Here is a 12265-nt window from a genome sequence, read left to right as displayed (position 1 = left end):
GATCAACGTGTCTCAGATGACTCAGTTGTCCTTGGTCCTGCCACGGAACCCGGCACGCATGCGTTCCTTGTTCACGGTGGCAACGGCGGCCAGCGGAATGCCCACCGGGCAGGCCTTGGCGCACTCACCGTACAGCGAGCAGGGCCCGAAGTAGGTGTCCAGAGCGTCAACCATGCGACGGGCACGGCGGCTGCGCTCATGGCTGCCCTGAGGCATCTTGGACAGGTGAGCGAGCTTGGCACCGGCGAAGAGCATTGCCGAGCCGTTCGGGCAGGCAGCCACACAGGCACCACAGCCGATGCAGGAGGCGAAGTCGAGAGCCTGCTCGGCCTGCTCCTTGGGCTGAGGAACGGTGTCGGCGTCCGGGGCGGTGCCGGTCATGACGTCCACCGTGCCACCGGCGCGGATGAGCGCGTCGAGCGGGCCACGGTCGACGGTGAGGTCGCGCACCACGCGGAAGGCGGTGGAACGCCACGGCTCCAGCTTGAAGTGGGTCACGCCGGGGAAGGCACGCAGGTGCTGACGGCAGGCCGGAGTGTTGTCCAGCGGGCCATGTGGCACACCGTTGACCATGAACCCGCAGGCGCCACACACACCCTCGCGGCAGTCGGACTCGAAGACCACCGGGTCTCCGCCATCCTCGACGATCTGGTCGTTGAGGCGATCGAGCAGCTCGAGGATGCTCCACTCGGCCTCGGCATCGTTGACGACGTAGTTCTGGAAGTGCCCAGTGGCCTTCGGGCCGTCCTGACGCCAGATTTCAAGAGTTACTTTCATCGGTAATCCCTCACCTGCAGATCGATCAGCGAGAACTCAAGAGGCTCGGCGTGACGCACGTGGACGCCGTCGGGACGGGTCTGCCACGCCGACACACATGCCCACTCGTCGTCATTGCGCTTGGCCTCACCCTCGGGGGTGGAGTACTCGGTGCGGAAGTGGGCCCCGGCGGACTCGCGACGGTCCAGGGCGTCGAGCACCATGACCTCGGCGAGTTCGATGAAGTCGGCAACACGACCGGCCTTCTCCAGCTCCTGGTTGATGCGGTTGGGGCCACCGACGACCTTGACGTCGTTCCAGAACTCCTCGCGCAGGGCACGCACCTCGGCCAGGGCCTTGGACAGGCCCTCCTCGTCACGGCTCACACCACAGCCCTCGTAGAGGATGTCACCGAGCTTGCGGTGGAACCACTCCGGACGGTGGGTGCCGTTGATGGTCAGCAGCTTGTCGACACGCTTGTTGACCCGGTTCAACGCGGCCTTGACCTCGGGAGCGTCCAGAGGAAGCACCGGGGCCTTGATGTAGTCGGCCAGGTAGTTCGGGATCGACAGCGGCAGGGTGAACCATCCGTCGACCGAGGCCGACAGCAGCGAGTTCGCGCCCAGACGGTTGGCACCGTGGTAGTTGTTCGACGCCTCGCCACCCACGAACAGGCCGGGGATGGTGCTCATGTGGTCGTAGTTGACCCACAGGCCACCCATGGTGAAGTGAGCACCCGGGGCGATGCGCATCGGCACCTCGTAGGGGTTCTCACCGGTGGCGTCGAGGTACATGTCGAAGAGGTTGCCGTAGCGCTCCTTGATGACGTCCTTGCCGAGACGCTCGATGGCGTCGCGGAAGTCCAGGTACACGGAGTTCTTCAGCGGTCCGACACCACGACCGGAGTCGATCTGGGTACGGGCGTTGCGCGAGGCGACGTCACGCGGGGTGAGGTTGCCGAATGCCGGGTACTTGCGTTCCAGGTAGTAGTCACGCTCGTTCTCCGGGATGTCGTTGGCGGCACGCGGATCACCGGGCTTCTTGGGCACCCAGATGCGTCCGTCGTTGCGCAGCGACTCCGACATGAGGGTCGTCTTGGACTGCCAGTGCGAGCTCACCGGCAGGGCCGTCGGGTGGAACTGCACGAAGCAGGGGCTGGCGAAGTAGGCACCCTGGCGGTGGGCACGCCACGTGGCGGTCGCGTTGGATCCCTTGGCCAGCGTGGACCAGTGGTACACCGAACCGTAGCCGCCGGTGCACAGGGCCACGACGTGGGCGGTCCAAGGCCGGATCTCACCGGTGAGCAGGTCACGGGTGACGATGCCCTGGGCGCGTCCGTCGGCGACGATGAGATCGAGCATCTCGGTGCGGGTGTGCATCGTGACGTTGCCGGCGTCGATCTGGGCCTGCAGGGCCTGCGAGCAGGCAACCTCGAGCTGCTGACCGGTCTCGCCACGGGTGTAGTAGGTACGCGAGACCTGCACACCACCGAACGAACGGGTGGCGAGCTGGCCGCCGTACTCACGGGCGAACGGGGCACCGATGGAGTACATGTGATCGATGACGCGCACCGACTCGGTACCCAGACGCACCACGTCGGCCTCACGGCCGCGGTAGTCGCCACCCTTGACGGTGTCCTTGACGAACCGCTTGAGCGAGTCGCCGTCCACCTTGCGGGCACGAGCGGCGTTGATACCGCCCTGGGCAGCCACCGAGTGGGCGCGACGCGGGGAGTCGTGGAAGACGAAGCAGTCCACCTTGTACCCCAGCTGACCCAGGGTGGCAGCCACACCCGAACCAGCAAGTCCGGCGCCGACGACGATGACGTGCATCTTGCGACGGTTGGCCGGGTTGACGAGCTTGTACTCGGTCTGACGACGGGTCCACGCGGTCAACGGATCCCCGGCGGGGGCGCCACCGTCGAGCTCGTCACCGATCTCGTAGCCGGCAGCCTTCTGCGCCGGGCCCATGATGTCGCGCGGCAGCTTGCCGTGTCGTTTCGGAGCTTCCGAGGCCGAGGCGGGTTCCGGGGCCTTGGGAGCTGGCACCGACTCGACCTTGGTCTCGGTGTCGGTGTGTGGGAGCTTGTCGTGCAGGAAGTCCTTCAACCCGCTCATGAGATCACCCCAGCAAGAATCAGCATTGGAAGTGCGCCATTGCACACGGCGATGGCGAGGGCAATGAGGATGGCCACGATGAGCCACACCTTGCGCAGACGCGGACCGGTGCCACCGAGGTCATTGATGGCGTTCCAACCGCCCTGGCACAGGTGCAGGCAGACCACCAGCATGACGATGGTGTAGAAGATCGCCATACCCGGACGCGAGAGGCTCGCGACGAGGTTCTCGTAGGCGCTCATCTGGACATCCGGGCCCGGGTTCTGCGGTCCGGAGAAGCTGGACGACGCGACACCGGCGCCGATCGTGAGGTCCAGGATGTGGACGATGATGAAGGCCAGGATCAGCAGGCCACTGAGGATCATCGTGCGGGATCCGAAGGTCAGACTGCGCATGCTCTTGCGACGGTACGACCCACGTCCCTTGCGACCACGGATCCAGATCGTCAGACCTGCCCAGACGTGCAGGACCAGACAGGTGAGGAGCACGATGCGGAAGATCCACAACGCCCCCTCGTAGGGCAGCAGCGGATAGAACAGTGTCCGCAGCAGCTTGGCATAACCGTTGTAGTCCTCAGGACCCATCAGGGCCTTGAGGTTTCCAACCATGTGTACGAAGACGAACAGGCCCAGGATCGTACCGGTCACTGCCATCGTCACCTTCAATGTGACGTGAGACGGCCGGACCTTCGTCCGGTCGAGCTCTGGCAGCTGATCCCCTCGCTGTTGCGTCCGTGTTGCGACGCTCATGGAGCAACTCCCTCGTGAAGCTTGACGCTAGAAGCTTTAGCCGGAGACTAGCAAATAAGTAGCTCAGTCCAGTAACCGGGGGCCAGCACTGCACAATGATCCATGACGGCCTGGTCACAGCCGCTTGGTGATCGACTCCCGGCGCACGGAGGAGGCCATACGGGACGCCTTGCCACACGTGACCCAGAAGTGATCAGCCCTGGCCTGCGTACCGCGGGAGGATACCCGGCATGTGACATGGGCTGTTCTCAAGCTATTCTGCAGGTCGTGGTTCACGCATCATGCGAAAGACGCTCACACGACATCCCCCATCGCTGCACGAAAGACCACGACAACCGGAAGATCTCATGACCACACTCACTTTTGACGATGTCTGCCACTCATACGGCAGACACCGCGCCTTGGACCATGTCTCGTCCACGATCGGCACCGGTGTGTGCGGACTCATCGGGGAGAATGGTGCGGGCAAATCGACGTTGCTGGGTGTCTGTTCGGGTGCGCAGGTACCCACCAGCGGTCACGTGTTGATCGACGGTGTGGAGCTGACCGCTCGCCCTTCCCGTCGAGAGGCGCTTCGCCGCATTGCCTTCATGCCCCAGTCGGCGTCCGCGCCCGGGAATCTGTCGGTGCTCGAGACGGTGACCTATCTCACCTGGATGCGCGGCGCACCGTGGTCACGCGCTCGTCAACAGGCTCGTCAGGCGCTGGCACTGGTCGATCTGGAGAAGATGTCTGACACTCGTTGCAAGGCCCTGTCGGGTGGTATGCAGCGACGGGTCTGGCTGGCACAGGCACTGGCATCCGAGGCGGACGTGCTGCTGCTCGACGAGCCGAGCACCGGTCTGGACCCCCGACAGCGTCAACTCATGCTCACCGCCCTGCATCGCGCAGCCGAGACGGGGGCCACCATCGTGTTGTCGAGTCACGTCCTGGAGGACGTCGCCGATCTGGCAGACCATCTCGTCGTCCTCACGCATGGCACGGTCGCCTTCGACGCAGCGATGCCGGAGTCGTTGGACTCCACGTGGTTCCTCGACGTCACCGATGGAGTCCGTCCATGAACGCAGTTCTCATGTGGATGCGACGCACCTGGATGCTGGGCATCGTCTTCATCATCATCCAATGCCTCACTTGGTTCAGGTACCAGGAGGCCTACCGGGACTGGTCGTGGACGATCTCGCTTGTGCAGGGTGCGACGATGCTGGGCTCTCCGTTCATCGCCGGGGTGTGCGCCTACATGGTTCACCGACAGTGGCCACGCACGACGCGCCGTGACCTTGCCGGGACCGGCCGCTCCCACCACCTCGTCTCGGACATGACATGGGCAGTCATCGCCTGGGGATGGGCGGCCCAGGCCGTGTTCCTCGTCATCGGGTGTGTCTCCTGCGTGGTGCATCATGCCGATTCAAGCGGTCTCACCCTGCCGTGGCAGCTGCTCACCGGACCGATCGCCCTGGGAGCGTCGGCGTGGCTGGGGACGCTGGCGGCATGTCTGTGGGACTCGGTGATGACGATTCCGGTCATGGTGCTCGCCGTGTTCCTGGCCCATCAGATGTTCTGGGACATGCATCTGCCTCAGCTCCTGTCGCCGGATTTCGCCACCGTCCCGATGTCTCCCATGCGTCCGAACCCGGTCCACATGGCGCTGAGCATTCTTGGCAATGCCGGCATCCTCGTCGCCGCCAAAGCTGGATGTCGTTGGCAACAGTCACCGGCTGGGGCGAGATCTCACGGTGCACTCGCGACGTCGATCACCGGGATGGTGGCGCTGGTCGTCAGCTGTGTGCTCGTGGCGACACATCCGTCGGCCGACCTCATCTTCATCTGATCGCCATGCACGTCATCACCATTGCACGAGCACGCCAGTGGGTCATCACCGCTCTGGTGGTGGTAGCCGTTCTGGTCATCGCCGCCCTGACGACCCGCGTGACGGTTGGCGTACCGATCGCCGACGGCACCAGGACCGTGGCCCTCATCCTGGCTGCGCTCCTGCCAGCGGTGTCAGGAGTCGTCCTCATCGACCGTTTTCCGCGACTTTCCCCAACGTTCTTGCGTGAACGGCGCCTGCGCACCGTTGAGTTGACGGGATTCTGGATCGCCAATGCCCTCGGTATCGTCATCACAGGTCAGGGCAGCGTGCCCTACCGGCTCTACACGGTGACCTCTGGACTGCTGCTGGCCGACATCAGCCTCGTGCTCGTCTCCTGGCTCGGAATGACCGGTGTGCTGGGATCGTGCCTGGCCGGAGTTGTCTGGATCATCGGGGCAGGAGGCCTGGCGCAGGTGCTCGGGTACCCGCCCGATCTCCTCACCGACCCGAGCAGTCAGGTATTGGCCATGTGGGTGCGTCCGCTGTACTACTACGAGTTGGGTGGCGTCGTGGCGCTGGGGCTTGCCGCGAGTCTGCGACACGTCCTGCGGCGAGGTGACAATCGACCGGATGCGTGAGCGAAGGGTGGTCGCATCCCGGCAGGCGACCGCACTCCATCGTGGCGAGCACCACCGAGCTGGGACTCCACCGGGACGAAAGCACCACGGCATCTTCGCCAAGCGTGCTTCCCTGGCTCGTCGCAGACCTCACGTCTGGAACTCGGGGGCTGTTCAGTTGCCGGGGGCCAGCACTGCGAAGGGGTCCGTGACGGCGTAGCGGCGATCAATGAACCGCCAGGTCGACGCCGGACGGCCACCCCGCTCCCCCGGCGCCGCCACATCACCGGTCTTCTCGATCTGGTCACGTCTGCGCAGCACCCGACCCAGGTTCGTGACGTCCACCTCGTGGCCAAGAACGGCCTGGTAGATCGCGCGCAGTCGGGCCATCGTGAACTCCTCGGGAGCCAGGGCGTAGACGATGTTGGTGTAGGAGGTCTTGCTGCGCAACCGTCGCGCGGCTGCGGAGACGATCTGCGCATGATCGAAGGCCATGTTCGGCAGGTCATCGACGGGCAACCAGCTGTTCCCGACCATCTCGGGCAGCCCGTCGGGCGGGGTGAGTGCGAGATATGCGGTGGCGATGGTGCGCTCGAACGGGTCACGTGCCGGGTCGGAGACGGTGCTCACCTGCTCCACGTGTACCGGCCGAGCCCCGTCCAGATGTCCGGTCATGTGCCGAGCGATCGCCTGCTCCATCGTCTCGTCGACCTCCACCGGTCCGCCGATCAGCGCCCACTGCCCCACGAAGGGGTCCCGGGAACGCGGTGTGGCGAGCACCTCGAGCCGTTCATCGACGCGCAGGATGGCGGCAAGCACCTCATGACGGTACTTGGCGACGCCACGGTGGTCACGGTAGGGCCTGTTCCTCACGGGTAGAGCCTATCCGACGACAGTTTTCGTCTCCTCGTCGAAAAAGTTATAGACTACCGATCAATAACCGTCGGAAGGAGAGGTTCCGTGACCACGACGACGTCGATGTCCTGGGCGCAACAGGTGCGCAGGGAGGCAGACCGGCAGGATGCCGTCATCCTTGCCCACAACTATCAGGATCCCCAGATCCAGGACGTCGCCGATCACGTCGGCGATTCCTTGGCGCTGTCCCGGATCGCCGCCACGTCGGACGCCTCGACGATTGTCTTCGCCGGGGTGCACTTCATGGCCGAGACCGCCAAGTTGCTCTCCCCCGACAAGCGGGTGCTCATTCCGGACGCCTCCGCCGGTTGCTCCCTGGCCGACTGCATCACCGCCGACCAGCTGCGAGCGTGGAAGGCCGAGCACCCCGGCGCGGTCGTGGTGAGCTACGTCAACACCACAGCGGCCGTCAAGGCGGAGACCGATGTGTGCTGCACGAGTTCCAATGCGGTCGACGTCGTCAACTCCATCTCCCCCGATCAGGAGATCCTCTTCTGCCCCGACCAGTTCCTCGGGGCCCATGTGCGTCGGGTGACCGGACGCCGCAACATCCACGTGTGGATGGGCGAGTGCCACGTCCACGCCGACATCTCACCGTCGGACCTCGTCGACCAGGTGCGCGCCGACCACGATGCCGAGTTGTTCGTCCACCCGGAGTGTGGATGCACGACATCGGCCCTGTGGTTGGCTGGGCAGGGCGAGCTCCCCGAGGAGCGCACCCATGTCCTGTCCACCGGTGGCATGCTCGATGCCGCCCGTGCCACCAGCGCTGATCGGGTGCTGGTGGCCACCGAGGTCGGGATGCTGCACCAGCTGCGCGCCGCGAACCCCGACACCACCTTCGACCCGGTGAACCAGCATGCGATCTGCCCATTCATGAAGCTGACCACCCCCGACAAGCTGCTCACCTGCCTGCGCGAGGGAACCGACGAGGTGACGGTGGACCCGGCAATTGCCAGCCGGGCGCGCCGGGCCGTGGAGCGCATGATCGAGATTGGATCGGGCCGTGACCACTGACCTCATGGGTGAAACCCAACTCATCTGCCCTCCGGTGCAGGAACATCTGACCACGCAGGTCGTGATCGTCGGATCGGGAGCCGCCGGGATGCGCACTGCCCTGGATCTTGCCGACGCCGGTGTGCCAACCCTGCTGGTGACACGCGGCGAACTCACCGATTCGGCCACCGACTGGGCCCAGGGTGGTCTGGCGGCGGTGTGGCGTGCGGACGACTCGGTGGACCTGCATGTCGCAGACACCCTGACCGCTGGTGCCGGCCTGTGTGACGAGCAGGCGGTACGCACCTTGGTGACGCGAGCACCCGGTGCCCTGCGCCGGCTCATGGCCGATGGTGCATCCTTCGACACCGACGACGCAGGCGACATCGATCTGCACCTGGAAGGCGGCCACCATGCACGGCGAATCCTGCACGCCGGGGGCGACCAGTCCGGTCACGAGGTGGAGGTGACGCTGGCCCGTCGGGCAGGAGCGCTCGACGTGTGTGACCATGCGCGCCTCATCGACATCTGCACGGACTGCCGCGGTGCGGCATGTGGTGTGCTCGTGGCCCGGGGCGGGACGACCGTCGAGATCTCCTGCGACCATGTCGTGCTGGCCACCGGGGGTATCGGGCAGTTGTGGTCGACCACGACCAATCCAACGGTGTCCACCGGCGACGGACTGGCAGCAGGTCTGCGCGCCGGAGCAGTGGCCCGTGACGTCGAGTTCATGCAGTTCCACCCGACGATCCTCGTCGTGCCACCAGCCCACCGCATTCCCGATGATCGCGGGGTGCTCATCTCCGAGGCGGTACGTGGTGAGGGGGCATTTCTCGTCGACGCCCACGGTGGGCGCGTCATGACCGGGGTGCATCCGCTTGCCGATCTGGCCCCGCGCGACGTCGTCTCCGCGGCCGAGTGGGCGCACATGATGCGTATTGGCGCCGATCATCTCTTCCTGGATGCCACGGCGTTCGGGGTGCACACGTGGGAGACGATGTTCCCGTCGATCCTGCAGATGTGCCGGGAGCGCGGCATCGACCCGGTGGCGGAACCCATTCCGGTGCGGCCAGGAGCGCACTACCACTGCGGGGGTCTGGTGGCCGACATGGCTGGCCGCACCAGTGTGCCGGGGTTGTGGGCGGTCGGTGAGGTCGCGTGCACGGGGGTGCAGGGGGCCAATCGGCTTGCCTCGAACTCCTTGACCGAGGGACTCGTCATGGGCGAGCTCGCGGCGCGCGCCATTGCAGAACAGGTGCTGGGAGCAGATCCCCAAAAGGATCTGGCACCCCATGTGGACCCTGACACTTCGGCTGTGCGGCGAAACCACATGAGTCATGGGATCAGGGATCAAGCGATCCCAGAGCATCCGGTCCCGGAGCGCCTCACCGCCCGTCGTGCCGTTTCCCGACGCACGGTGGCCCCGGTGGCAGCCAGTCAGCTCAGCGAGTTGCACACGCTCATGGACCGTCACATGTCGGTGCTGCGGCAGGAGGCAGGAATGCACGACGTCCTCGATTTCCTCGACCGTCTGGAACCAGGATCGTCACTGACCGACGACACCCTCACGACGACGAATCTGTGCACGGTGGCCTGGGCAGCGACGACGTCGGCCCTGGCACGTACCGAGTCCCGTGGCTGCCATCGTCGTTCCGACCATCCAGATCGTGACGCACGGTGGCAGCGCCATCTCGACGTGTGTGCCTCCAGTGGCATGGTGAGGGCAGCATGATGGGCAGCGCGAGCAGTACGCACGACGACATCGTTGCAACCCTGAAGGACGCCGGTCTGGACCCAGCTCAGGTGCGTACCCTCATCGAGGCGACCTTTGCCGAGGACCTGCGCTGGGGGCCGGACGTCACCACCGAAGCGATCTTCGGCGACGAACGTGCCACCGCCCAGGTGGTGAGCAGAGCGCACGGCACGCTGGCCGGAGTGCCGGTCGGGGCGTACGCACTGCAGTTCATGGCGCCGTACTCACCCGCCCACCGCCTCACAAGTCAGGGGAGTCACGAAACACAGGTCCACGTCCAGATGCGGATGACCGATGGTGAGCGAGTGCATCCGGGTGACGTCGTCCTCACGGTTGAGGGGCCGGTGCGCACCCTGCTCACGGCTGAGCGCACCATGCTGAACCTCGTCTCACAGCTCTCCGGGGTGGCAACGGCCACCGCCGCCTGGGTGGATGCCCTGGCTGGCAGCCCCACCAAGGTGCGTGACACCCGCAAGACCGTTCCCGGGCTGCGGGTGCTGCAGAAGTACGCGGTACGGTGTGGCGGGGGCGTCAATCATCGTATGGGACTGGGTGACGCCGCGCTCGTCAAGGACAATCACATCGCCGCGGCGGGATCGGTGGCAGCGGCACTGGCTGCCGTGCATCGCCATGCCCCCGAGGTGGGCTGTGAGGTGGAGTGTGACCGGCTCGATCAGGTGAGCGAGGCCATCGAGGCAGGTGCGCAACTGGTGCTGCTGGACAACATGAGTCCCGATCTCATGGCGCAGGCAGTGGCCCTGGCCCGTCCGGCCGGAGTGCGCACCGAGGCGTCCGGTGGGTTGCGGCTGGACGACGCCCCGGCCGTGGCTGCCACCGGAGTCGACTTCGTCGCAGTGGGGGCGTTGACACACTCAGCGCCGGTGCTGGACCTGGGCCTCGACCTGCTCGGCTGAGGCAGCCGCCCTGCCTGACCCCAGGTGGAGCCAGGCAGGGCGGGCATGTCTGAAAAGGCGTTGCCTCAGAAGCGCGGAAGCCGCTCGGCGAGGTAGTCCTCCACCTTGTCCAGCGCGATGCGCTCCTGACCCATGGTGTCGCGGTCCCGCACCGTCACGGCATTGTCGTCAAGGGTGTCGAAGTCCACAGTGACGCAGAACGGGGTGCCGATCTCGTCCTGGCGACGGTAACGCTTGCCGATGGCCTGGGCATCGTCGAAGTCGACGTTCCACCGCTGACGCAGCTGCGCGGCAAGGTCACGAGCCTTGGGCGAGAGGTCGGAGTTGCGGCTCAGCGGCAGGACGGCGGCCTTCACCGGGGCAAGACGCGGATCGAGCTTGAGGACGGTGCGTTTGTCGACACCACCCTTGGCGTTGGGGGCCTCGTCCTCGGTGTAGGCGTCGACCATGAACGCCATGAGTGAACGCGTGAGACCGGCTGCCGGCTCGATGACGTAGGGCAGGTAGCGCTTGTTCTGCGCCTGGTCGAAGTACGACAGGTCCTTGCCGGAGTGCTTGGTGTGGGTGCCCAGATCGAAATCGGTGCGGTTGGCGATACCCTCCAGCTCACCCCAGTCCGAACCGGCGAAACCGAATTTGTACTCGATGTCGACGGTGCGCTTGGAATAGTGGGAGAGCTTTTCCTTGGGATGTTCGTAGTGGCGAAGGTTGTCGGCATTGATTCCCAGGTCGGTGTACCAGTTGGTGCGCTCGTCAATCCAGTACTGGTGCCACTTCTCGTCGGTTCCTGGTTCGACGAAGAACTCCATCTCCATCTGCTCGAACTCGCGGGTACGGAAGATGAAGTTGCCGGGGGTGATCTCGTTGCGGAACGACTTTCCGGTCTGGGCTATGCCGAACGGCGGCTTCTTGCGTGCCGAGGTGACGACGTTCTGGAAGTTGATGAAGATGCCCTGCGCGGTCTCGGGGCGCAGGTAGTGCAGTCCGGACTCGTCCTCGATGACGCCCAGGTAGGTCTTGAGCATCATGTTGAAGTCACGCGGCTCGGTCCACTGGCCCTTGTTGCCACAGTTGGGGCAGTTGATCTCTGCGAGGTCGACGGAATCGGGGTCGTCAAGGCCGTGCTTCTCGGCGTAGGCCTCCTGCAGGTGGTCAGCGCGCATACGTTTGTGACAGGAGAGGCACTCGGTGAGCGGGTCGTTGAAGACGCCGACGTGACCCGAGGCGACCCACACGTCCTTGGGAAGGATCACCGAGGAGTCCAGACCGACGACATCGTCGCGAGTGGTGACCATGTGGCGCCACCACTGCTTCTTGATGTTCTCCTTGAGCTCGACACCGAAGGGGCCGTAGTCCCAGGCTGCTCGGGTGCCGCCGTAGATCTCTCCGCACGGGAAGACGAATCCGCGTCGTTTGCACAGGTTGATGACGTTGTCCAGGGTACTCGTGGGGGCCATGGCCGTCCTTTCTTCCAAGTCCTCATTGGCATAGCCGTCCGGATGACGGCTAGGTGAATTCGGCTGAGCCGCTGAGCGCGATTGTAGCGGGTCAGATGAGAGGCATGGTGACGGAGTCAGTCGCGATCTGTTCCAAGCCATGGTTTGTCTTGGCCTTGGGGCCCGCCCAGGCGCACTGCCG

General features: G+C 65.2%; 11 protein-coding genes. 6 read left to right on the top strand and 5 right to left on the bottom strand.

Annotation, left to right across the window (positions count from 1 at the left end):
- Positions 1–21: 21 nt before the first annotated feature.
- From ACP8JZ_RS03500 to ACP8JZ_RS03490, 3 genes are all read right to left on the bottom strand, one after another.
- On the bottom strand, positions 22–777 hold the full coding sequence (locus ACP8JZ_RS03500; RefSeq protein ID WP_021103122.1) for a succinate dehydrogenase/fumarate reductase iron-sulfur subunit: 756 nt from the start codon (positions 775–777) through the stop codon (positions 22–24).
- Positions 774–2726, bottom strand: a complete 1953-nt coding sequence (locus ACP8JZ_RS03495; RefSeq protein WP_231933847.1) for a fumarate reductase/succinate dehydrogenase flavoprotein subunit — start codon at positions 2724–2726, stop codon at positions 774–776. The genes ACP8JZ_RS03500 and ACP8JZ_RS03495 overlap by 4 nt, the downstream gene beginning before the upstream one ends.
- A gap of 143 nt (positions 2727–2869) precedes the next feature.
- Entirely contained in the window at positions 2870–3622 is a 753-nt protein-coding gene (locus ACP8JZ_RS03490) for a succinate dehydrogenase cytochrome b subunit (RefSeq protein WP_484482699.1), read from the bottom strand.
- A gap of 347 nt (positions 3623–3969) precedes the next feature.
- On the opposite strand from ACP8JZ_RS03490, the gene ACP8JZ_RS03485 reads away from it, so the two are divergent.
- From ACP8JZ_RS03485 to ACP8JZ_RS03475, 3 genes are read left to right on the top strand one after another with little or no spacing between them, the layout of a single operon-like run.
- Positions 3970–4683 carry an ABC transporter ATP-binding protein gene (locus tag ACP8JZ_RS03485; RefSeq protein ID WP_484482698.1) on the top strand — a complete coding sequence of 238 codons (714 nt, stop codon included), beginning with the start codon at positions 3970–3972 and terminating at the stop codon, positions 4681–4683.
- On the top strand, positions 4680–5450 hold the full coding sequence (locus tag ACP8JZ_RS03480; RefSeq protein WP_021105429.1) for a hypothetical protein: 771 nt from the start codon (positions 4680–4682) through the stop codon (positions 5448–5450). Before ACP8JZ_RS03485 ends, ACP8JZ_RS03480 begins: the two co-directional genes overlap by 4 nt.
- Positions 5451–5455: 5 nt before the next feature.
- The gene (locus ACP8JZ_RS03475; protein ID WP_277100824.1) at positions 5456–6070 is read left to right on the top strand and encodes a hypothetical protein; all 615 of its coding nucleotides are present in this window, start codon (positions 5456–5458) and stop codon (positions 6068–6070) included.
- 153 nt (positions 6071–6223) lie between these two features.
- Here ACP8JZ_RS03475 and ACP8JZ_RS03470 read toward each other — a convergent pair whose 3' ends face one another.
- Positions 6224–6922 carry an NUDIX hydrolase gene (locus tag ACP8JZ_RS03470; RefSeq protein ID WP_306517376.1) on the bottom strand — a complete coding sequence of 233 codons (699 nt, stop codon included), beginning with the start codon at positions 6920–6922 and terminating at the stop codon, positions 6224–6226.
- Positions 6923–7009: 87 nt separating this feature from the next.
- Between ACP8JZ_RS03470 and nadA the strand changes: the two genes are divergently transcribed.
- From nadA to nadC, 3 genes are read left to right on the top strand one after another with little or no spacing between them, the layout of a single operon-like run.
- Positions 7010–7981, top strand: coding sequence for a quinolinate synthase NadA (gene nadA, locus ACP8JZ_RS03465; protein WP_484482697.1), 972 nt, complete (start codon positions 7010–7012; stop codon positions 7979–7981).
- Positions 7971–9692, top strand: a complete 1722-nt coding sequence (locus ACP8JZ_RS03460) for an L-aspartate oxidase (RefSeq protein WP_484482696.1) — start codon at positions 7971–7973, stop codon at positions 9690–9692. The genes nadA and ACP8JZ_RS03460 overlap by 11 nt, the downstream gene beginning before the upstream one ends.
- Entirely contained in the window at positions 9692–10627 is a 936-nt protein-coding gene (gene nadC, locus ACP8JZ_RS03455) for a carboxylating nicotinate-nucleotide diphosphorylase (protein ID WP_484482795.1), read from the top strand. The genes ACP8JZ_RS03460 and nadC overlap by 1 nt, the downstream gene beginning before the upstream one ends.
- 65 nt (positions 10628–10692) lie before the next feature.
- Here the strand turns inward: nadC and ACP8JZ_RS03450 are convergent, their stop codons facing one another.
- The gene (locus ACP8JZ_RS03450) at positions 10693–12084 is read right to left on the bottom strand and encodes a glycine--tRNA ligase (protein ID WP_306517373.1); all 1392 of its coding nucleotides are present in this window, start codon (positions 12082–12084) and stop codon (positions 10693–10695) included.
- Between the last annotated feature and the right edge of the window lie 181 nt (positions 12085–12265).

The organism is Cutibacterium sp. LaCa_286 (assembly GCF_057198075.1).
The sequence above is the reverse complement of the archived record's forward strand: the minus strand, read 5'-3'. Positions and strand labels throughout refer to the sequence as shown.